Origin of the sequence: Chitinophaga rupis (assembly GCF_900109685.1) — a bacterium.
Taxonomy (GTDB): domain Bacteria; phylum Bacteroidota; class Bacteroidia; order Chitinophagales; family Chitinophagaceae; genus Chitinophaga; species Chitinophaga rupis.
In genome coordinates, this window is the sequence record NZ_FOBB01000002.1 from 804,021 (window position 1) to 825,498 (window position 21,478).

Annotated in this window: 17 protein-coding genes; 12 read left to right on the plus strand and 5 right to left on the minus strand. The window is 49.8% G+C overall.

Translation table 11 applies throughout. The features are described from left to right. The first annotated feature begins 18 nt into the window (after positions 1 to 18). The 11 genes from BMZ54_RS10360 to BMZ54_RS10410 all read left to right on the plus strand — a co-directional run bounded on the left by BMZ54_RS10360 (position 19) and on the right by BMZ54_RS10410 (position 15,181). Entirely contained in the window at positions 19 to 1,950 is a 1,932-nt protein-coding gene (locus BMZ54_RS10360) for a RagB/SusD family nutrient uptake outer membrane protein (RefSeq protein WP_089910237.1), read from the plus strand. An 11-nt stretch (positions 1,951 to 1,961) separates the two neighbouring features. Next, positions 1,962 to 2,723, plus strand: coding sequence for a DUF3823 domain-containing protein (locus BMZ54_RS10365; protein WP_089910240.1), 762 nt, complete (start codon positions 1,962 to 1,964; stop codon positions 2,721 to 2,723). Between the two features lie 75 nt (positions 2,724 to 2,798). Then, positions 2,799 to 3,242 carry a c-type cytochrome gene (locus tag BMZ54_RS10370; protein ID WP_089910244.1) on the plus strand — a complete coding sequence of 148 codons (444 nt, stop codon included), beginning with the start codon at positions 2,799 to 2,801 and terminating at the stop codon, positions 3,240 to 3,242. Positions 3,243 to 3,251: 9 nt separating this feature from the next. After that, entirely contained in the window at positions 3,252 to 5,489 is a 2,238-nt protein-coding gene (locus BMZ54_RS10375) for a DUF7133 domain-containing protein (protein ID WP_202909202.1), read from the plus strand. 12 nt (positions 5,490 to 5,501) lie between these two features. Further along, positions 5,502 to 7,703 (plus strand): GH92 family glycosyl hydrolase, encoded by a 2,202-nt coding sequence (locus BMZ54_RS10380; RefSeq protein ID WP_143080962.1) that lies wholly within the window; start codon positions 5,502 to 5,504, stop codon positions 7,701 to 7,703. Positions 7,704 to 7,730: 27 nt separating this feature from the next. Then, the gene (locus BMZ54_RS10385) at positions 7,731 to 8,990 is read left to right on the plus strand and encodes a glycoside hydrolase family 99 protein (RefSeq protein ID WP_089910250.1); all 1,260 of its coding nucleotides are present in this window, start codon (positions 7,731 to 7,733) and stop codon (positions 8,988 to 8,990) included. A gap of 9 nt (positions 8,991 to 8,999) precedes the next feature. Then, complete coding sequence (locus BMZ54_RS10390) at positions 9,000 to 11,459, plus strand: glycoside hydrolase family 95 protein (RefSeq protein WP_089911889.1); 2,460 nt, start codon at positions 9,000 to 9,002, stop codon at positions 11,457 to 11,459. 34 nt (positions 11,460 to 11,493) lie between these two features. Further along, the gene (locus BMZ54_RS10395; protein WP_202909203.1) at positions 11,494 to 12,921 is read left to right on the plus strand and encodes a GDSL-type esterase/lipase family protein; all 1,428 of its coding nucleotides are present in this window, start codon (positions 11,494 to 11,496) and stop codon (positions 12,919 to 12,921) included. A 412-nt stretch (positions 12,922 to 13,333) separates the two neighbouring features. Beyond that, positions 13,334 to 13,981, plus strand: coding sequence for an START domain-containing protein (locus BMZ54_RS10400; RefSeq protein WP_089911896.1), 648 nt, complete (start codon positions 13,334 to 13,336; stop codon positions 13,979 to 13,981). Positions 13,982 to 14,077: 96 nt separating this feature from the next. Further along, positions 14,078 to 14,554, plus strand: coding sequence for an ester cyclase (locus BMZ54_RS10405; RefSeq protein ID WP_089910253.1), 477 nt, complete (start codon positions 14,078 to 14,080; stop codon positions 14,552 to 14,554). 45 nt (positions 14,555 to 14,599) lie between these two features. Continuing rightward, on the plus strand, positions 14,600 to 15,181 hold the full coding sequence (locus tag BMZ54_RS10410) for a Crp/Fnr family transcriptional regulator (protein WP_089910256.1): 582 nt from the start codon (positions 14,600 to 14,602) through the stop codon (positions 15,179 to 15,181). A gap of 149 nt (positions 15,182 to 15,330) precedes the next feature. On the opposite strand, the gene BMZ54_RS10415 is transcribed toward BMZ54_RS10410, so the two are convergent. Then, positions 15,331 to 16,782 carry a hypothetical protein gene (locus tag BMZ54_RS10415; protein WP_143080963.1) on the minus strand — a complete coding sequence of 484 codons (1,452 nt, stop codon included), beginning with the start codon at positions 16,780 to 16,782 and terminating at the stop codon, positions 15,331 to 15,333. Between the two features lie 126 nt (positions 16,783 to 16,908). Here BMZ54_RS10415 and BMZ54_RS10420 point away from each other — a divergent pair, with 126 nt between their 5' ends. Next, positions 16,909 to 18,867 carry a phosphatidylinositol-specific phospholipase C domain-containing protein gene (locus tag BMZ54_RS10420; RefSeq protein ID WP_089910262.1) on the plus strand — a complete coding sequence of 653 codons (1,959 nt, stop codon included), beginning with the start codon at positions 16,909 to 16,911 and terminating at the stop codon, positions 18,865 to 18,867. 4 nt (positions 18,868 to 18,871) lie between these two features. Here the strand turns inward: BMZ54_RS10420 and BMZ54_RS10425 are convergent, their stop codons facing one another. The 4 genes from BMZ54_RS10425 to BMZ54_RS10440 form a co-directional block, all read right to left on the minus strand. Further along, entirely contained in the window at positions 18,872 to 19,195 is a 324-nt protein-coding gene (locus BMZ54_RS10425; RefSeq protein WP_089911899.1) for a hypothetical protein, read from the minus strand. 68 nt (positions 19,196 to 19,263) lie between these two features. Beyond that, positions 19,264 to 19,614 carry a DoxX family protein gene (locus BMZ54_RS10430; protein WP_089910264.1) on the minus strand — a complete coding sequence of 117 codons (351 nt, stop codon included), beginning with the start codon at positions 19,612 to 19,614 and terminating at the stop codon, positions 19,264 to 19,266. A gap of 152 nt (positions 19,615 to 19,766) precedes the next feature. Beyond that, positions 19,767 to 20,519 carry an SDR family oxidoreductase gene (locus tag BMZ54_RS10435; RefSeq protein WP_089910267.1) on the minus strand — a complete coding sequence of 251 codons (753 nt, stop codon included), beginning with the start codon at positions 20,517 to 20,519 and terminating at the stop codon, positions 19,767 to 19,769. Positions 20,520 to 20,721: 202 nt separating this feature from the next. Beyond that, positions 20,722 to 21,462, minus strand: coding sequence for an SDR family oxidoreductase (locus BMZ54_RS10440; protein WP_089910270.1), 741 nt, complete (start codon positions 21,460 to 21,462; stop codon positions 20,722 to 20,724). Positions 21,463 to 21,478: the final 16 nt, after the last annotated feature.

Genomic DNA, 21,478 nt, shown 5'->3' on the forward strand with positions numbered 1-21,478 from the left:
AACTAAAGCATTCCAAAAATGAAAAAATTCATATATCCGTTACTGATACTGCTGTGTATAGTCACCGCCTGCAACAAGCTGGGCATATTGCCCGATAATATTGTGCAGGATAAAGATGCCTTTGCCAGCACGGGCGGCGTTACCGCTTATTTTGCGGGCCTGTACAACCGCCTGCCCATCGAGGATTTTAAGTATAATATGAACAACGGCTACAACCAGTTCAACTACATTCCTAATATCAATAACCTCACGGGCGAATCTATGTCGCGCGAGGTAGGGGGCGCCAGCGCCGCGCAAACCGGCTACTGGGGCGATGCTTATGTGGTGATCCGTAATGCCAATTACTTCCTGGAAACCATGCCAGCCTATGCGTTCAACTTTAACCAGAGCCAGGTGAACCAGTGGCTGGGCGAGGCCCGCTTTATCCGCAGCTTCACTTACTTTGAGCTGGTAAAACGTTATGGCGGTGTACCCATTACGCCCGGTGTGCAGTACTATCCGCAGCAGGGTTTGGAGGAGCTGCAGATCCCCCGCAGCTCTGAACAGCAGGTGTATGACTATATTGGCAAAGACCTGGATACGGCCATTATGCTCATGAACAATACCAGCGAGCAACGGGGCCGTGCCAATAAGTTCATAGCCGCAGCGCTCAAGTCAAGGGTAATGCTGTTTGCCGGCTCCATTGCAAAATATAATAACAAGAACATCTCCGATCCCGCCACAGGTGCGCAGGTGCAGGGTATTCCCGCTACAGAGGCCGTACGTTATTTTAAGGAATGTTACGCCGCCGCAAAGCTGGTAGAAACGGGTGGTTACGCGCTTTACCGCGCATCCGCCAATAAGGAGGAGAATTACTATAACCTGTTTTTTGATGTGAGCAGCGCCAATAAGGAAGCCATTTTCATGAAAGAGTACAGCGATCTGAATGCAGTGCACAGCTTTGACCTGTTTGCCATCCCTAATCAAATGAAAGGCAAGGATGGTTACAGCTCTTACATGAACCCCACCCTGGATTACGTGGAGCTGTTTGATGGCCTGCCCCGCAATGCAGACGGCAGTCTTAAAACTATTGATGCTACCACAGGCCAGTATGCATACTATGACAACCCGTACAGCTTTTTCCAGAATGCAGAACCGCGTTTGCTGGCAACTGTATTAATGCCTGGCGCCACTTTCAAAGGACAGGTGATCGATATCCGCAGGGGTATTTATAAAGGAGATATTGCAGGCGGCATCAATCCGTTCCCCGGCAGTGTAAGCCCTTTCCCGAACACTACCAATCCTTACGCCAACAACCCGAATATAGTGCCGGCGGTTAATAGCAGCAACCTGCCATCACCTATGGTGGACCTGCCTAACGGGCAAAAGATGAATGCAGGTGGCTTAAGCGGCACTTACGGCACTACCGGCGGCTCTGTAACTATTTCCGGTTTCTTTCAGCGCAAGTACCTGGATCAGCGTAAGCCGGTGGCAGATGTGATCGTGAACAAATCTTTCCAGCCCTGGATGGAGATGCGCTACGCAGAAGTGTTACTGAACCGCGCAGAAGCAGATTATGAATTAATAACGGCCGGGCAAAATGATGTGGACTACCGGCAGGATGCTTACACCTGCATCAACGACATCCGCGACCGTGCAGGCGCTACGCTGCTGGCCAGTGCAGCCGATCTTACCAGCATAAACGTGATCCGCAATGAAAGGCGCAAGGAGCTTGGCTTTGAGAACAAGATCTGGTGGGACATTAAACGCTGGCGCACAGCAGATGCCGAAATTCAGAACCGCGTATGGCTGGTGTTGAATCCCATTTATGTAGCCGCCAACGGCAAATACATTTTTGATAAAAGAAGGTATGAAGGTAACCAGCAGTTCACTTTCCAGTCCATGTGGTATTATGAACAAATACCCAATGGAGAGATTACCAAGAACCCGAAACTGGTACAAAACCAATAAAAAGCCAAACAATGAAACGCACTTATATATACACAACAATTTTTTGCATGGGGCTGGCTTTGCTAAGCGCCTGCGCCAAGAACGATAACTATGAGGAGCCGGCTGAAACGCTTACCGGCCGTGTAATTGATAACAGCACCGGGCAGCCCATTCAAACAGAATCAGCGGGTATCCGTTTACGTTTGGAAGAACAAAGCTGGAACAACGGGCAGGGTGTAATACCGCAATACTTTAACGTAAAGCCGGATGGTACATTTAATAACAGCCGCCTGTTCAAAGGCAAGTACAAAGTATATCCTATGGATGGCGCTTTTGTACCGTTAGTAACCACCACCACGCCGGTAATTGATAACAGTAAAACGGTGGATATTTCCGGCGTAACCAGCCTGGAATTTAACGTAGATCCGTTCCTGAAAGTAGAATGGGTAGGGGAGCCGGTAGTGAATCCGGATAAAACAATAACCGTGCAGTGTAAGTTTACACGCGGCACTACCAATCCCGCCTACCAGTTTAATGTAACAGATGTGTTCCTGTATGTATCCACCACGGATTTTGTGAGCAACGCCAGTTACGATAACCGTTTCTCAAACCAGGTAAAGTACAACGGAACAGATGGTAATGCCCTGCTGGGACAAACCATCAGCATTACCACCAAAGGCACGCTGGGTGGCAGCCGCACCTACTATGTACGTGTAGGCGCCCGCACAGCGGATAATGTGAATAAACGGTATAACTATAATACGCCTAAGCCGGTAAATATACCGGGGGCATAAACAGTAGAAAAGTCCATGAACTAAAAAAAATAGTTCATGGACTTTCAAAACAGAAAATATTAAACTGCATATTCAATGACCAGATGCTTATTGCTGGCCGGCTTTCTCCTGATAGCGGCCACTGCCCACAGCCACGTCGAACAAACGGAACAAACCAAACCCAAACAGGGGCCGGTAAAAAAGGCGCCTGCCAAAACTGCAAGCGCTAAACCGGCAGCTAAACCAGCGGCCAAACCGCTAGCCAGCGCGCAGGACATTGCAGACGGTAAAGCCCTGCTCTCAAAATCCGATTGCCTGGCCTGTCATAAAGTAGATCAGAAGCTGGTAGGCCCCGCGTACCTGGATGTAGCGAAAAAATATCCTGCTACGGAAGCCAGCGTTACGCTGCTTTGCACCAAGGTGCTGAACGGGGGCGCAGGCGTATGGGGCGAGGTTGCCATGGCGCCGCATCCCGCCTTACCCCCGGCAGATGCTAAAAAAATGGTGCAGTATATTCTTTCCCTCAATAACGCCAAATAACAGATGGTCATGAGTAAAGCACATTACAAATGGCGTATAACAGCAGGCTTATTATTAGGCAGCCTGCTGGTATATCATTGCAGATCATCGCAGCCGGCCTTGCAGCGTGATGCTACCGGTAAGGTGATCGTAAACCCGCATCCCGATCCTTCCTACAAAACGGTGAAAGAAGCCATGCAGTCTATTTACCTGCAGCCCGGCTATCACCTGCAGCTGGTGGCCAGCGAGCCTATGGTGCAGGAGCCTGTGGCCATTGTATGGGATGGCAATGCCCGCATGTATGTAGCCGAAATGCGCACCTACATGATGGACATTAACGGCACAGATGAAAACAAACCCATTTGCCAGGTATCCTTGCTGGAAGATACCAACGGCGATGGTAAAATGGATAAGCGTTCCACCTTTATAGACAGCATGGTGCTGCCCCGCATGTTGTTATGCGTAGGCCACAAGCTGCTGGTGAACGAAACCTATACGTATAACATTTACAGTTATGCAGATACCAATGGCGATGGCAAAGCAGATGAAAAAGTGCAGGTGTATAAGAATGATACGCCGGACACCCGCAACCTGGAGCACCAGAAAAGCGGCCTGTTATGGAACCTGGATAACTGGATCTATGTAAGCTGCGATCCCATACGCTATAAGTATACCAATGGTAAGCTGGTGGCGGATTCCCTGGCTAATTCGCCCGGCGGGCAATGGGGTGTGGGCAATGATGATCATGGCCGTTTGTTCTTTTCCAGCGCAGGCGCGGAAATACCGGCGCTGGGTTTCCAGATCAATCCTGCCTATGGCATCTTAAACCCGCGCGATCAGTTCAATGATGCTTTCCAGGCCGTATGGCCCATTATTGCTACGCCGGATGTGCAGGGCGGTATGGGCCGTTTGCGGCCGGATACCACGCTCAATCATTTCACCGCCAGCTGCGGGCAATCTGTTTTCCGTGGTAATGCATTACCAGCCGACATGAAAGGCGACCTGCTGATCTGCGAGCCCGTAGGCCGTTTAATACGCCGCGCAAAAGTGATAGATAACAACGGGAAAATAACATTGGAAAATGCTTACAACCAGCAGGAGTTCATTACCTCCACAGATATGAACTTCCGCCCCGTAAATACCACCACCGGCCCGGATGGCTGTTTGTATATTGTAGATATGTACCACGGCATTATCCAGGAAAGCAACTGGACCAAAGAAGGCAGCTTCCTGCGCCCGCGCATTATAAATAAAGGCCTGGATAAGAATATTGGTCGCGGCCGTATTTACCGCGTGGTACACGATGGCTACAAACCCGGTCCCAAACCGCATTTGCTGGATGATAGCGGTGCACAGCTCTTAACGTACCTGGATCATCCCAATGCCTGGTGGCGGGAAAATGCGCAGAAAGAAATTATTGTGCGCGGAGATCAGTCGCTGGTACCTGCGCTCCGGCAAATGGCTGCCGGTCCGCATACTACCCTTGGCCGCATACATGCCTTGTGGACATTAGAAGGATTAAATGCCATTGATAAAGAAACATTATTAAAAGCCCTGAAGGATACATCTGCAGCAGTGCGTAAAACAGCGGTATGGATCAGCGAACGTTATGTGAAACAGGACGATGCAGACATGATCCGCCAGCTGGCAGCTTTAAAGAACGATCCTTCTGCAGATGTGCAGGTGCAGCTGGTAAATACGCTCTCCACCAGCAAATCAGACGACGCCAAAGCGCTGGCAGCAAACATTGTAGATGCAGGCGCGGATAAAGAATTTATGCAGGGCGTAGCGCACAGCATTGAGGTGAATAACAACACAAAGCTCTTTGGCCGCCGTTTAGGCAGCATGCCCACGGCCAGCCGTAACAGGATACTGCAGGGCGCAACTATTTACAAACAGCTTTGTTCTACCTGTCATGGCCCGGATGGTAAAGGCATTGTAGTGGGCAATGGCTCACCGGCAGCGCCGCCCTTTGTTGGCTCCAAACGTGTAGACGGGGATGAGGTAACCCTGATGAAGATCTTGCTGAACGGCTTAAGCGGCCCTATTGATGGCAAAACGTACACGGATGTAATGGCACCTTTTGGTGCATCCAACAATGATGAATGGATAGCATCAGTGCTCAGCTATGTACGTTACAGCTTCGGTACCCGCAGGGAAAGGAACCGGGAAAGTTCCCCTGTAGTATCCGTAGAAAAGGTAAAACAGGTACGGGCCGAAACCGCCAGCCGTGGCAAGTTCTGGACTTTGGAGGAACTGGAGAAGTAAACAAATAAACGAATGAAGTATTTCACATACATAGCGGCTTTCTTATTATCAGCAACGGCCAACGCACAAACACAATACGTTGATCCGTACATCGGCTCCGGCGGGCATGGGCATGTGTTTGTAGGCGCCAGCGTGCCTTTTGGCGCCGTGCAGGTAGGGCCTGCGAATATTTTCAAAGGCTGGGACTGGGATTCCGGTTACAATTATGGTGATAGCATCCTGATCGGTTTCTCACACCTGCACCTGAATGGTACCGGTATTGGCGACCTGGGAGATATCCTCATTATGCCGTACACCGGCGAAATTAAAACCGATAAAGGTACAGAAGCCAACCACCGTGCAGGTTATGCATCATTATACTCGCACGAAAATGAAAAGGTAAAACCCGGTTATTACTTTGTAAAGCTGGATGATTACCACGTATCAGCAGAGCTAACCGCAACAGAACGGGTAGGTTTTCATCAGTATAATTTCCCGGGAGATGCTAGTGCCCGCGTGATCATTGACCTCAAAGAAGGTACGCAGGACAAATCCACTGCTACTTTTATAGAGCAGGTAGATGCGCAAACTTTTAAAGGTTACCGTTACTCCACCGGCTGGGCTAAAGATCAGCGGGTATATTTTGCCATCCGTACCTCCATACCCGTTAAACAGTTCAGCGTATATAATAACGATCAGCTGTTGCAGGGCAGCAGGGGAGAAGGCCCTGCCATTAAGGGTTTGATGAGCTTTGAGGAAGGCCCCTTCACCCTGCAGATGAAAGTAGGTATCTCTCCTGTAAGTGCAGATAACGCCCTGGCCAACATAGATGCTGAAATACCCGGCTGGAACTTTAAGCAGGTAGCGCAGGCCGCAGACGATCAATGGAACAAAGAGCTTTCTAAAATTCAGATAGACGCTAAAGGCGATAAAGAAAAGCGCATTTTTTATACCGCCCTCTATCATACCATGATAGACCCGGCTGTTTTCAATGACCACAATGGCGATTACCGCGGCGCTGATAAACAGGAGCACAAGGGCGCCGGCTTTTCAAACTACTCCATCTTCTCCATGTGGGATACTTACCGGGCAGCCCATCCTTTGTACACCCTCATTGAACCGGAACGCACGGCAGATATGATCAACGCCATGCTGGCTATTTATGATCAGCAGGGCAGGCTGCCCATCTGGCACCTCAATGCAAATGAAACCGGTACCATGGTAGGCATCAGCAGTATGCAGATAGTGGCGGAAGCTTACCTCAAAGGCATTCAGGGCTTTGAGGTAAACCGTGCCTACAATGCTGTGAAAGCCACGGCCATGGGCGATAGCCTGGGCCTCATGTACGTGAAGAACTTTAAACCCATACCCGGCGATAAGTTCCGCGGCTCCGTAGCCCGCGGCCTGGAATATGGGATCAGTGACGCCAGCATTGCCCTGATGGCAAAAGCCCTGCATAAACAGGACGACTACACGTATTTCCAGAAACGTGCGCAGAACTATCACCAGTACTATGATCCCGGCACAAAATTTTTCCGCAGCGTGCTCCTGGACGGTAGCCGCCGCCCTGCTTTTGATGCCATGAAAGCGCCCAACCCGGATTATACGGAAGGCAATGCCTGGCAATATCTTTGGCTGGTACCCGGCGATGTGCCGGGCCTTATAAAGCTCTTAGGTGGGGAACAATCTTTTGCTGCAAGGCTGGATAGCTTCTTTACCCTGGAAATGAAAAGCAGTACGCTGCAGGACCTTACCGGTCTTATAGGACAGTACGCCCACGGCAATGAGCCCGGCCACCATATCAGCTACCTGTATGCCTATGCGGGCCAGCAATGGAAAACAGCAGAGAAGGTGCGTTACATTATGAAGGAAATGTATCACGATAAGCCTGATGGCATTATCGGTAATGAGGACTGCGGGCAAATGTCGGCCTGGAACGTGTTTTCTTCCCTAGGCTTTTATCCTGTGTTCCCGGCCTCCGGCGCGTATGTGATCGGCAGCCCCGCGGTAGATAAAGCCGTGATACAAACACCTTCCGGCAAACCCTTTACCATTATTGCCGTGAATAACAGCCCGGAAAATATTTATGTGCAGCGCATCACGCTCAACGGTAAGGAGTACACGAAAAGCTACCTGCTGCATACTGATATTGCGAAGGGCGGCACCCTGCAATTCTGGATGGGCAGCAAACCCAATTATAACTTTGGAGCGTCACCTGCATCACGCCCGCAATAAGCGTATGCGCAGACTAAAATATTGTGAATGAAATTATATGCATTAATAACAGTACTAGCCGCCACGGTGTTAACAGCTGCCGGCAGCCGCGCGCAAGGGTATGTGCCGGACGCCACCACGCTGGATAAAAAAGTGATGTTCGGCTACCAGGGCTGGTTTGGAACGCCTGGCGATGGTTCCGGCAATGGCGCCTGGAAACACTGGTTCCGCAATAACCAGCCGGATTCCGCACACGCCACCTTTGACTACTGGCCGGATATGCGCGAGTATCCCGCCGATGTGCAGGAAGCCACTAACATGGTATATGCCAATGGTCAGCAAGCAAAGCTGTTCTCCGCCTACAAATATGCCACGGTGGGCCTCCATTTTAAATGGATGAAAGAGCATGCCCTGGACGGCGTATTTGCACAACGTTTTGTTACTGAAATAAGAGGAGAGAACGGGCGCAAACATTTTAACCAGGTAGTGCGTAACATTAAACAGGCCAGTGAAAAATATGAACGCGTATACTGCATTATGTATGATATTTCCGGTGCAGGCCCGCGCTGGAAAGAGATCATCATGCGCGACTGGCAATACCTGGTAGATTCCCTGCAGATCACCAAAGGCAAATCTTACTTACATCATAAGGGCAAACCGCTGTTAGCCATCTGGGGCCTGGGTTTTGACCATACCGCCTTTGCTACGGCACAGGCTACGGATTCCCTGCTGCAATGGTTCCATTCCGGAAAATATGCAGCCACCATTATGGGTGGATTAAACAATACCTGGATGCAGCAGCCCGAACCCTGGCGTTCTGTATTCAATAAGCTGGATGTGATCAGCCCCTGGGCAGTAGGCCGGTTTAAAGATGCAGCAGGCGCAGATAAATTCTGCAACACTTCCGTAATACCGGATAAAACGTATTGCGATCAGCAGCACATAGATTATATGCCGGTAATATGGCCGGGGTTTTCCTGGTATAACCTGCGCAATGGCAGATCGCCTTTTAACCAGATCCCGCGTAATGGCGGCAACTTTTTCTGGCATCAATCTTATAATGTGATCAAGGCCGGTGCGCACATGGTATACATTGCCATGTACGATGAGGTGGATGAAGGCACCGCCATGTTTAAAGTAGCGCCGGTAGCGGCACAAAAACCGGCACACGCGCAGTTTGTATCGCTGGACCAGGATGGGCTGCAATTGCCTTCAGACTGGTACCTGCAGCTGGCGGGCGCCACCAGCAATATTGTGCGCGGTAAGGCAGCTAACAGCCCAAATATTCCAACGTCTTTGAAAAAGTAAACCATGGTTATGATCAAACGTATAGGTATTTATATGATAACGCTGCTGCTGGTGCTGCCGGCAGCTGCACAGGACAAAACACTGAAGCTCTGGTATAACGCGCCTGCCGGTAAAGTATGGGAAGCTGCGCTGCCAGTGGGTAACGGGCGTTTAGCTGCTATGGTGTATGGCAATCCTGCAACAGAAACATTACAGCTGAATGAAGCCACGTTGTGGAGCGGTAGCCCTAACCGCAACGATAATCCGGATGCATTAGCCGCTTTACCGGAGATCCGTAAGCTCATCTTCGACGGCCAATACAAAGAAGCCAGTAAAATGGCCGCGCAGAGCATACAGTCTAAAAAGAACAACGGCATGAAGTACCAGACCGCAGGCGAGCTGCAGCTGGATTTTGCGGGTCATGATCAATACACCGATTATTACCGGGAGCTGAACCTGGAAACCGCCATCGCCAAAACAACCTATAAGGTGAATGGCACTACCTTCAGCCGCGAAGTATTTGCCTCTACACCCGGCCAGGTGATAGTGGTGCGTCTCAGCGCTACAACGCCCGGCAGTATTACATTCCGGGCATCCTTTCACAGCGCGCATAAGCCGGCAATAAGCGTATCGGGAAATGATGAGCTGAAACTTTCCGGCATCAGCAGCGATAAAGAAAACGTACCTGGTAAAGTAAAATTCCAGTCGCTGGTAAAGTTCAGGAATGAGGGAGGGAAAGTAACCGCATCGGGCGATGCTATCAGCGTAACCGGCGCTAACACCGTTACATTGTACATTTCCATGGCCACTAATTATGTGAATTACCAGGATATTACCGCCGATGAAGGCAAACGTGCCGCAGATTATTTAAGCAAAGCATTAACTCAAAACTACCAGCAGCTGCGCAGCGCGCATATAGCTGCGTATCAAAAATATTTTAACCGCGTGCACCTTGACCTGGGTACTACAGATTCCGTTAAAAATCCAACGGATATACGCCTGCGGGATTTTGCGCAGGCCAATGACCCGCAGCTGGTGGCCCTGTATTTCCAGTTTGGCCGTTACCTGCTTATCTCCGCTTCTCAACCCGGCGGGCAGCCCGCCACTTTACAGGGCCTGTGGAATAACAAGATGGATCCGCCCTGGGGCAGCAAGTACACGATTAACATTAATACGGAAATGAACTACTGGCCGGCAGAAGAAACCAACCTACCGGAAATGCATATGCCGCTGGTGCAAATGGTAAAGGAGCTGTCTGTTACCGGCCGTGAAACCGCGCGTGTAATGTATGGCGCCGGTGGCTGGGTAGCCCACCATAATACAGATCTGTGGCGTATTACCGGCCCGGTAGATGGCATTTATTCTGCAATGTGGCCCATGGGTGGTGCATGGCTTAGCCGGCATTTATGGGAAAAGTATTTGTATAACGGCGATAAAAAATACCTGCAAAGCGTATATCCGGCACTGAAAGGCGCTGCACAGTTCTATCTTGATTTTTTAATACCCGAACCCACGCATCAATGGCTGGTGGTATCGCCTTCTATGTCGCCGGAGAACGCGCCGCAGGCACATCCCGGAATATCCATCAGCGCAGGCGCTACCATGGATAACCAGCTGGTATTTGATCTTTTTTCAAATACCATTCACGCCGCGGAAATATTGCATACGGACCAGGAATTAATAGCTAAGCTGAAGGCCAGCCGCAGCAAGCTGCCACCTATGCAAATAGGCCAGTACAGCCAGCTGCAGGAGTGGCTGCAGGATCTGGATAATCCCGAAGATAAGCACCGCCACGTATCGCACCTGTTTGGACTGTACCCGGCCAATCAGATCTCTCCGTACCGCACACCGGAGCTTTTTGACGCGGCCCGTACCTCTTTAATACAGCGGGGCGATATTTCCACCGGCTGGTCAATGGGTTGGAAAGTAAACCTCTGGGCCCGCCTGCTGGATGGTAATCATGCCTGGCAGCTGATCAAAAACCAGCTTACGCCCACAGGAAAGAATCACGGAAAAGAGAACAGTGGCGGCGGTACATACCCCAACCTGTTTGATGCGCACCCGCCTTTCCAGATAGATGGCAACTTTGGCTGCACAGCCGGTATTACGGAAATGTTGCTGCAAAGCCATGACGGCGCCATTGACCTGCTGCCCGCTTTGCCGGACGATTGGAAAAGCGGCAGCATCAGCGGCCTGCGTGCAAGGGGCGGTTTTGAAATTGTGAATATGCAGTGGGAGGATGGTAAGCTGAGCAAGGTCACTATCCGCTCTGCGCTGGGTGGTAACTGCCGTTTACGCGTGCCTAATGCGCTGCAGGGTGAAGGCCTGAAAGGCGCTACGGACGCCAATAGCAATCCGTTCTTTCAACCGGAAACCACACCCCGCCCGCTCATTAACGAAAAGGCAAAGCTAACGGCGCCCGCGCTGAAGGCAACACTGTTATATGATCTTGCCACGCAGGCAGGAAAAACGTATACGTTTACCCGTTAAACATCCCGCAAGCGGGACATAGAAGCTATTGAACATGAGAAAGCTTATCATATTATTCCTCACCCTCTGCACCATTGCACCCGCCATGGCGCAGAAAAAAATTGCCTGCATAGGCGCCAGCATTACCTATGGCGCTACTGTGCCTGACCGGGAGCATAATTCTTTTCCCGCGCAACTGCAAGCCTTGCTGGGAAAGGATTACATCGTAAGCAACTATGGTGTAAGCGGCACCACCTTATTAAGCAATGGCGATCATCCCTACATAAAAACAAACGAATACCGGCAAGCCTTGCAATGCAACCCGGATATAGTGTTCATTGACCTGGGCGGCAACGATAGTAAGCTCATTAACCGCGTGCATATGGCTGAATATGAAGCCGACTATCACGCCCTTATCAGGTCATTTACACAGCTGCCATCCCACCCGCGCATTATTTTATTAGGCCCGGTAGTGTCTTTTGTAACAGATACCACCGGCATCTGGGATGCGGTGATCGTAAAACAGGTGATCCCGCATATACAGCAGGTAGCCCTGCAGGAGGGCCTGGAAATGCTGGATATGCACCCCTTGCTGATCGACAAGCCGGAGCTGCTGCCGGACAATATTCATCCCAATGCCGCGGGTTCCGGTATTATGGCCAAACGCTTATACGATCAGCTAATGGTACAGCGCGATCCTGCTTTCGATATTTTCAAACAGCTTAGCATACCCACTACGGTCAGCGCTTTTTACGGTTATGCCTGTGCGGATTTTACGCTGGATAACCATGCCTGCAAAGTGGTAAAACCTAAATGGGCGGCCAAAGGCCATCCCTGGATCTGGCGCGCCCGTTTCTGGGGCCATGAGCCGCAAACAGATATTGCATTGCTGGAACGGGGTTATCATGTGGTGTACTGCGATGTAGCAGAGCTGCTGGGTAACCAGGTAGCCATTCAAACCTGGAACCATTTTTACGACCTGCTGCAAAAAGCCGGCTTGGCCCGCAAAGCCGCCATGGAAGGCATGAGCAGGGGAGGCGTATACGTATTTAACTGGGCCGCTGAAAACCCGGACAAGGTTGCCTGCGTGTACGTGGATAACCCTGTGCTGGACCTTAAAAGCTGGCCCGGTGGTTTAGGGAAAGTAAAACCGGCTGCCGATGTGCTACAGCAGCTGAAAGCAGATTACGGTATTACCACCGATGCACAGCTGCAGCAGTTCAAAGGCAGCCCTGTAGATAAGGTAAAAGAGATTGTGAAGGGGAAGTACCCGATACTCATATTATGTGCAGATGCAGATGAGGCAGTGCCACCGACAGAGAACACTCTGCTGTTTGAGCAAAAAGTAAAGGCGTTACACGGGAACATTACGGTGATGCATAAACCCGGGTTTAAACATCATCCGCACAGCTTACCCAACCCTTCACCCATCGTTGAGTTTACTCTAAGCGCAGTGACCCCTGCGCTTTTCATTGTTCAATAGCGTGAAAAAAGGGCCGGTTATTCTTGGCTGGCCCAATTTTTTTCTTTTCTTGTTCAGCCTCACCCACTAACCTTTAGGTTAGTGCCTCCCGCCAGGCCCCGGTGCAGAGCATAAAGCACAAAGCATAAAGCATAAAGCCCCGCCGGTACTCCCGGTCTACTGTTACCATAACTATCCCTCCCCGCTAGGCCCACAGCACAAGCATAAAGCATAAAGCAGAAAGCTCCTGCTGCCTGTCCTTCGTTGCATGAAGCGTTCAGCATTAAGCATTCCGCGTTCAGCGTCCGCCCCGGCTTTCTGCTTTCTGCTTTCACCTTTCCGCTCTATAACATTCGTGTGACCAAAAACCCCGCAGTTCTCCGTAACTTGCACCCAGAAAGGAACTAGTTACAATCAACCTGGCTTTATGCGTATGAACAAAAGAACCTTGATACTGTGCGTGGCAATGTTGTTATCCCTCCTGGTAAATGGGCAGCAAAAATGGACCCTGAAAGCAAGAGAGGGTGATATGGAGATCTATACCAAAAACATAGAGAACTCCCACCTCAAAGCCGTAAGGGTGCGCTGTTTGGTACCCGCCACCCTATCCCAGCTGGTAACCGTGATCTTAGACGTGAACACCGGCGCCGAATGGGTATACAGCACTAAATCCAGCACTTTATTAAAACAGGTAACCCCGGCAGAGCTGTTTTATTATTCAGAAGTAAGCCTGCCCTGGCCTGTGAGTAACCGCGATTTTGTAGCACACCTGATCGCTACACAGGACCCGCAAACCAAAGTAGTTACCGTCAACGGGCCTACTGTTGCCGATTATGTACCGGAAAAAAAGAACATCGTGCGCGTACACCGTTCCTACGGAAAGTGGATCCTTACACCCGTAAAACCCAGGACCGTACAAATAGACTATACGCTGGAAACCGATCCCGGTGGCTCTTTACCGGCCTGGCTGGTGAACCTGTTTGCCACCAAAGGCCCTTCAGAAACCTTCAAAAAGCTGAAGGCGCAGCTGGCCAAACCGCGCTACCAGAACGCACAATTAGCGTTTATTACAGAGCCTTAGTGGGGTAATTATTGATCTGCATCACACAAAACCATTATCATACATCATTGGAATAGGCCGCCAGGTAACGGAACTTTGCAGCGAAAAAGTTAAACTATGCGGCAAATTCTGATCCTGGTAACAGGCGTATTGTGCGCCTCCTATAGCTGCCCACCCACACCAGCAGCACAGAACAAACAGATCGTACAACGTTACTTTGCGGAAGTATGGAACAGCGGCAAGCTGGAAGTGCTGGATGAGCTGCTGGATCCGCAGTACATCAACCATACGCCCAGCACGCCTAACCCTCCGCCTGGCCCGGCCGGCCTTAAACCCATTGTGGCGGCCATCCGTAAGGCATTTCCCGATCTGCACTATGAAATACAGGATCTCATTGTAAATGACAGCATGGCCGTGGCAAGGGTAATAATGACCGGCACGCAAAGGGGCGATCTGTTCGGGCAGCCGCCCACCGGAAAAAAGATCACAGTGAACCAGATCAACATTGAAAAGATCCATCATGGAAAGATTGTGGAGCACTGGCGGGTAACCGATGAGCTGACCCTTATGAAACAACTGGGTGTAGTGCAATAGCGTTGGTAAAATGTTGTAACTATGCAGTTGTAAACCTGGTTAGCAATGCATCAGTTACTCATCGACAACTTTTGCAGGTACATTTCTTTAACGGAGGAGGAAAAAGCAAAGATCCCCGGTTTTTTCCGGCACAAAAAGTTACGGAAAAGACAATACCTGCTGGAAGAAGGCGCCATTTGCAACGCCGATCACTTTGTAATAAAAGGCTGTTTGCGCCAGTACGAAGTAGATAATGAAGGCAGGGAAAACGTAATGCAGTTTGCTTTGGAAGATTGGTGGATAGCTGACCTCTATAGTATGCTCACCCACACGCCATCCTTATATAATATTGATGCCTTGGAGGATACGGAAGTACTTGTGTTGGAATATGCGCAGCAACAGCAGCTGTTCAATGAAATACCTGCTATGAATATTTACTGGCGCATGATCATGCAAAAGGCTTTTGTTACCCTGCAGCGCCGCGTGCTGTTCTTACAAAAACCACTGGAAGAACGCTACCAGGACTTTTTAGCGCAGTACGCCTACTTTGAACAGCGCATCCCTCAGCACCAGATAGCTTCCTATTTAGGCATTACCCGCGAATCCCTGAGCCGCATTAGGAGCGCTTCGCTAAAGCAGAAAGGATAAAGCATAAAGCGCAAAGCATAAAGGAGAAAGCATAAAGCCTTCCGCCCTTTGCATTAAGCTTTTCGCCTTATGCTTTATGCTTTTCGCTTTCAGCCCTCAACTCCCGCCAATCCTCCGCTGCATTAAGCTTTCTGCTTTCCGCTTTCAGCTCACAAATTATGTATATACGCCAGCATAAACCCAACCGAAAACCGCCGGGCACTTACATCCGTGGGATCGCCCTGCAGTATGTTGTTTTCATTGGGATGATCAAAGTTAACATCCTGCGGGAAGTGATGGGTAGAGCCGTAGGAGCAAAGGAAGCCGGTGCGGAAATTGAACTTCTTCTGCTTAAAGTTGGCGCCCAGAGCTAAGTGTACAAGGTTCCAGTACGCGGTATATGGCTCATAGCCGGTTTGGTCTTTGAACTGGCCTTTGTCCGCATAGCTCATATCCGTTCTTACAGAGCAATAGCCCGTTACCGAAGGCCGTATATTGTAGCTAACGCCAACGGCTACATTCAGAATGGCCTTGCGCGCATCATGCAGGCGCACGAACTCACGGGTTAAGCTGGAATTACTGCCGGTGTCGGGCCGTATAAAAGCATCGTTCCGGGGTGTAATTACATTATACTCCTTTACCGGGCGAAAGTATTCTGCCGCCACATATAGCTGCCCCAGCCTGAAATCATAGGCATAACCCAGGGCAGTGCTCAGCGGCATTTTAAAAGTTGTTTTCAGGCTTTCCTGCCGGCTGTTGGCCAGGTAGCTATAAAAATCCTTCAGCACATCCAGGTACATATTATTCACCGTATAGTCGGTTACGATAGTACCGGAGCCCCATACATGCAGCAAGGGTGAGCTAATGGTCCATCCCACGTGATGGCGGCCTGCATCATAGGCAAGCCCTGCTTTAAAACGTACCCCCGCGTGAACGTAGGTAGCCAGGTAGTAAGCACTGGCGCTTACCAGTGGTAGCGGTAAGCTGTCAATATCCGTATTCGCCAGCGCACGGGTGTTGTTGATAACATTATAATGCTGCTGCCGTATCTGCCCCTCAACAGAGAAGCCGGCAGAAAGGTGGGGTGTAAGCCTGAAACCGGTGCTTAGCAGCGCGGAGGTTTCACTTACCCGGTTCTCCAGCACATAATCGCCTACGAAGTATTCATCGCCGGGGCTGTACGCATCATTCAGCACATTGATCTTATCGTCCCGCCGCTGTGATGCCTGGAAGCGGAATCCCGGCGAATTTACCAGCGCATAGGCAACTACTACCGGGGCCTTTTTGCCCAGCGAAATGCTGCCGGATAACATTTGCGGCACAATCCGCACACTGTTATTGTGCAGGTCCCTGCCGGTACCGGCGCCGTTTTTGATCCTGGTTACATCCAGCTGGTAAATATTGGCGGAAATGGTGCTGATGGCAATGCGGTTCTTGTTGGAAAGGCTCAGCAGGGCCGGGTTGTAGAACAGCACACCACTATCGCGGTTGCTGGCAATAACGCTGCCGGGTGTTAGCAGCACACCGGGGCCGTAGTTGTTTGACCAGTAATGTGCATCCTGTGCAGATGCAGGCAACATAGCAATGGTGATACAGTACAATAGCAGGAGGGTTCTTGGCATATCAATGGTTGTTTAATTATATTGGTAACTAACATTGCAGCCATGCAAAAGGTTTAAACAAATACCGAACTGGCGCGTTATAAAATACAAACCATTGCGGTCTATTATCTACCTGATCTGCCAATTATGCATAAATTCTTTTACTGCCTGTTGTTATTCACCTGCCCGCTTTATGCGCAGAACCTTTCCTTTACACCGCCTGTAGCCCTGCTGCCACAGGCCGTTACAGACAAAGCGCCGGATATTACCCATTTCAAAGGCGGCTATTTTGTAACCTGGAAAGCCCCCGGAAATAACGCCCCCGTTCATGCCAGCTACCTGGGCAAACACCAGGACACTGCCTTTACTCAGCAGGATGTTATTGTAAGCAACGCTGCCACCAGCTGCGCCCCTGTGCTGCAGGTATTGGATGAGCACCTGTACCTGTTTTGGATAGCTGCGGACGGGTCCCTGAAATATATAAAGAACGATACAGATACCAGCCTGGCAGCGCAGCAGGTATATACTGTAAAGCTGAATGGCCCGCTGGCAAATGGTTTTACCACCACGGCCATTCATGAGCAAATTGTGCTGGCTTCACATGCAAATGATAAAAGCACCCTGGTATTTGCATTGCTGGAACCGGGCAACAAAGGTGTGCTGCAGGATGCGCAGCTGCAAACTGTTGAGGGCGTAAAAGCAGCTGCCTATCCCTTTATTGTAAGCCTCACGGGTACCGACCTACGCTTTTGCTGGCAGGCAGCTAAGGGAAATGAGGTGTATTATGCCGACTATAACCTGCACAACAATAAGTGGACGGATCCTACACCGCTGGCGGGCGCTGTTACAGGCGCTGCCCCCGCCTTACACCATGTGTACGATGCACAGCAGCTGTTTTACCTGTGGAGTGGGGCTAAAAAAGATACCCGCATTTATTACGCCACCGCTGATAACGGGAACCCGCCTACGGAAAAAAAGGTGCTGCCTCCTTACTTCAACAGCAGCAACCCGGTAGCCATTTGCGAAATAGATGTTAACAATTTTATGCTGGCCTACACCGGTAACGATCAGCACATGTACCTGAGCTATTTTGCCGCCTATAACCCCGCCTCCTGGATGCAGGACCTCCTGCACCCCGCCAAAGAAGCCTATACACTAAAGGATATTGTAATACCCGGCGCGCACGATGCCGGCATGTCTGTATTAAACGGCACCGGCGGGCAAATGAAAGATGCCATTAATACCTGCAATACGCTCACCCAAAGCATACCCATCAAAGAGCAGCTGCAAAACGGCATCCGTATGTTTGACCTGCGGGTAGGTAATTATGCACAAGCGTTATATATAAAACATGCAGAGTCCGACTGTGATATGGATGCTGTAGGCGCCGGTTACGGGGAAAAGCTGGCCGATGTGCTGAGCGGTGTGCACGCTTTCCTGGAAACCAATAAAATGGAAACCGTGATGCTGAACTTTAGTCATTTTTGCGAGCAGGATGTGCCTATGGCCCGGCTGGGAGACACTATTATAGCGCAATTGGGCTCACACCTGTACCGTAATTCACAGAAAAAACTAGGGGACTTAAAATTAAAAGACCTGGCTGGTAAAGTGATCGTAGTATTTGAGCAGCATGCCTACCAGGGCGCTATTGATTCATGCAGCATTGCAAATGCTTCCGGCGCTTTTATTAATTACCGGCGTAAATATGCAGCCACCAACGATATCAAAAAAATGATGGCCGACCAGGTGTTGTTCTTTAACAGCATGAAGGAGGGGGTAAGGGATAATGACCTCATACGCCTGGACTGGCAGCTCACCCAAAGCAGCCAGGAAGCGGCGCTGATCTGCAATGGTTTCCGCCCCGACAGGACCGGCGCTGTGGTAAGCGGTGTAATATTGCTTACCAATGCCCTGAAAAAGAACCAGACCATCCTGGACCTTTCCGCTAAAGGCAACCGTTACCTGCTGCCAACCATGAACGACTGGATCAGTAACGGCACCATCAACAAAAAGAACAAACCCAATATCCTGTATGTAGATGCCGCCGGCAGCTGGATCACGGACTATTGCATTGATCTTAACATTAGCCCATTGTATACCCGCTGAGGGTTTAATAGCTGGCTTGTCCAATATCCAGCCGGTTAATTTTTCCATCCGCCTGTAGATGGAATTTCATATACGTTTTAAAATCGCCCCATTGATCGCTGTGAAAATGGCCGTACACATCCAGCCCGTTATTTTCTACCTTATCAATGCTGGTAAAACGTTCATGGCCCAACGCTTTTTCCCAGAAAGTGTGGAAGTTTATTTTATTACCATCATCATACAGGGCTGCATCTGCTGTAAATGCAGCAAACCAGGCTTTTTTATCCCCAGCCTGTAAGGCGTTAATGGCTTGTTTTACGGTAGTGTTGCTGAGTTTATCCGTTTGCATAGTATCTTGTTTTTGAGGGTGAGCCCATAATAGGCCCAGCAAGGTCACATAAATTAATGTTTGCATGATCAGTGTGGTTTACCCAGGGGGTGTTGCAGGAAAATGATCACCAGGTTCAGTAACAGGAAGGGCAGCTCAATGGCTACGCCCTTCAGGTCCTTATCCCATAAATGAAAACAGGTGATCATTAAAATAGAAGCCGCCATCAGGAAGTTACCCCATACAAAAGTTCTGGGAAACAATATCAGCACTGCGCTGATGAGGGTAACGCCCCCGGTGATCATAATACCTGTTCTGCTGAAATGCCATTTACCAAAAAGCTGTAACATATTAGGCTGTACCGTTAACATAGCCCAGCCTTGTTTTAAGCCCATGAATACGACTGTGAGAATGAGCAGAAAGCGTAAAGCAGAAAGCATAAAGGTTGTGTAAAGGTGAAAGCAAAAAGCATAAAGCACAAGGCACAAGGCACAAGGCATAAAGCTGAAAGCATAAAGGTAAAAGCAAAAAGCCAATCCACCCCCGATCTTCGCTGCATTAAGCTTTCTGCTTTTTGCTTTCCCCTTTCTGCTTAATTAGTCGCCCCTCCATTCACCAACAAATGCTGCCCATTCACAAAAGAAGACAGGTCGCTGGCAAAGAACTCCGCTACATTAGCCACATCTTCCACTTCAGCCAGGCGGCCCATGGGGCAGCTGTCCAGCAGCTGTTTGCGCAGCGCAGGGTAGCTTTCAGGATCTACGAAGATGCCGGAATGATCTACCGCAAAAGGAATAATAGAGTTAACGGTTACACCTCTGTGTCCTATTTCTTTGGAAAGAATATCCACCAGGTAGCGGGGCGTGGTTTTACTGCCGCCGTATACCGCCATACCGGGCACGGGGAAGGAGGTGGTGCTGGATGCAATGTAAATAATGCGGCCGTTATCTTCCACGTTACGGGCTGCCTGTTGCAGCGTAAAGTAAGATCCTTTGGTGTTGATGGAAAATACGCGGTCAAACTGTTCTTCCGTAAAATCGGTTACCGGCACTTCCACCATTTCAATACCAGCATTGGCCACCACAATATCTATTTTGCCAAAGGCTTTTTTAGTTTCCGCAAACAGTTTTTCCAGCTCAGCTACTTTGCTCACATCGGCCTGCACGGCTATTACTTTAGCGCCCATGGCTGTAATATTGCTCACCACTTCGTCTGCTGAAGCCTTATCGCGCGAATAATTGATCACAATATCTGCGCCCAGCGCTGCATATCTTTCTGCAATGGCTTTACCCAATCCCCTTGCAGATCCTGTAATTAAGGCTACTTTATTTTTTAAGCTGTTCATATATAGTTCAGTTTTATGGTAATTGTTAATTAATATTTGTACTCAATGCATACTTGCTAATCACATAACTAACATCCTTTTCGCTCAACCCAATTCGTAATTATTCACATTCATAATTTACTTTCAATGGCATTCCCCGCTAGGCGGGGCAGGCCGTGCGCCGCTTTGGGCGGGGGCGTAATTGACCAATTCGTAATTAGGTTCACGCCATTCCTCCATTTGCGCCAATATTCTGCGCATTCACCCATTTGGCATCATCGCTGGCCAGGAATACTACTACGCGGGCAGTATCTTCCGGTTCGCCAATGCGGTTAAAGGGGGAGAGGCTGGCCAGACGGCCTATCAGCTCATCGGATTTACCTTTGGTGAAAAGCTCTGTGTTGGTGGGGCCGGGAGATACGGTGTTCACATTAATACCACGGCTGCCTACTTCTTTGGCAAAGATGCGGGTGAACTGTTCTACCGCTGCTTTGGTGCCAACATAGGTACCGTAAGTAGGCATCATTACACGGGTGGTGGTAGAGGAGAAGTTAATAACGCTGCCGTTATCGGCCAGGCGGGTAGCGGCTTCACGCAGGGTGTTAAAAACGCCTTTGACATTAATGTCGAACTGGCGGCTGAAATCTTCATCTGTAGTGTCTTTCAGCAGTTTGGTGATCATGATGCCGGCATTGTTCACCAGTATATCTATTTTGCCATAATGGGCGATAGCGGTATCAAACAGGTTTTTTACATCGGCAGATTTACTTACATCCGCCTGTACGGCAATAGCATCGCCGCCTTTTTCTTTTATTTCATTTACCAGCTGGTCGGCAGCTTCTTTACCGCCGGCATAGTTGATCACAACTTTAGCACCGGCAGCAGCCAGGTGACGGGCAACCGTAGCGCCAATACCCCTGGATGCGCCGGTTACTAATGCAATTTTGTTGGTTAGCGTGCTCATATTACTTTGTTTTTAT

What these genes read in the sequence shown, in the direction of transcription:
- BMZ54_RS10360 (WP_089910237.1), top strand. Translation starts at nt 19, where the DNA reads ATGAAAAAATTCATATATCCGTTACTGATACTGCTGTGTATAGTCACC.
- BMZ54_RS10365 (WP_089910240.1), top strand. Translation starts at nt 1,962, where the DNA reads ATGAAACGCACTTATATATACACAACAATTTTTTGCATGGGGCTGGCT.
- BMZ54_RS10370 (WP_089910244.1), top strand. Translation starts at nt 2,799, where the DNA reads ATGACCAGATGCTTATTGCTGGCCGGCTTTCTCCTGATAGCGGCCACT.
- BMZ54_RS10375 (WP_202909202.1), top strand. Translation starts at nt 3,252, where the DNA reads ATGAGTAAAGCACATTACAAATGGCGTATAACAGCAGGCTTATTATTA.
- BMZ54_RS10380 (WP_143080962.1), top strand. Translation starts at nt 5,502, where the DNA reads ATGAAGTATTTCACATACATAGCGGCTTTCTTATTATCAGCAACGGCC.
- BMZ54_RS10385 (WP_089910250.1), top strand. Translation starts at nt 7,731, where the DNA reads ATGAAATTATATGCATTAATAACAGTACTAGCCGCCACGGTGTTAACA.
- BMZ54_RS10390 (WP_089911889.1), top strand. Translation starts at nt 9,000, where the DNA reads ATGATCAAACGTATAGGTATTTATATGATAACGCTGCTGCTGGTGCTG.
- BMZ54_RS10395 (WP_202909203.1), top strand. Translation starts at nt 11,494, where the DNA reads ATGAGAAAGCTTATCATATTATTCCTCACCCTCTGCACCATTGCACCC.
- BMZ54_RS10400 (WP_089911896.1), top strand. Translation starts at nt 13,334, where the DNA reads ATGAACAAAAGAACCTTGATACTGTGCGTGGCAATGTTGTTATCCCTC.
- BMZ54_RS10405 (WP_089910253.1), top strand. Translation starts at nt 14,078, where the DNA reads ATGCGGCAAATTCTGATCCTGGTAACAGGCGTATTGTGCGCCTCCTAT.
- BMZ54_RS10410 (WP_089910256.1), top strand. Translation starts at nt 14,600, where the DNA reads ATGCATCAGTTACTCATCGACAACTTTTGCAGGTACATTTCTTTAACG.
- BMZ54_RS10415 (WP_143080963.1), bottom strand. Translation starts at nt 16,782, where the DNA reads ATGCCAAGAACCCTCCTGCTATTGTACTGTATCACCATTGCTATGTTG.
- BMZ54_RS10420 (WP_089910262.1), top strand. Translation starts at nt 16,909, where the DNA reads ATGCATAAATTCTTTTACTGCCTGTTGTTATTCACCTGCCCGCTTTAT.
- BMZ54_RS10425 (WP_089911899.1), bottom strand. Translation starts at nt 19,195, where the DNA reads ATGCAAACGGATAAACTCAGCAACACTACCGTAAAACAAGCCATTAAC.
- BMZ54_RS10430 (WP_089910264.1), bottom strand. Translation starts at nt 19,614, where the DNA reads ATGCTTTCTGCTTTACGCTTTCTGCTCATTCTCACAGTCGTATTCATG.
- BMZ54_RS10435 (WP_089910267.1), bottom strand. Translation starts at nt 20,519, where the DNA reads ATGAACAGCTTAAAAAATAAAGTAGCCTTAATTACAGGATCTGCAAGG.
- BMZ54_RS10440 (WP_089910270.1), bottom strand. Translation starts at nt 21,462, where the DNA reads ATGAGCACGCTAACCAACAAAATTGCATTAGTAACCGGCGCATCCAGG.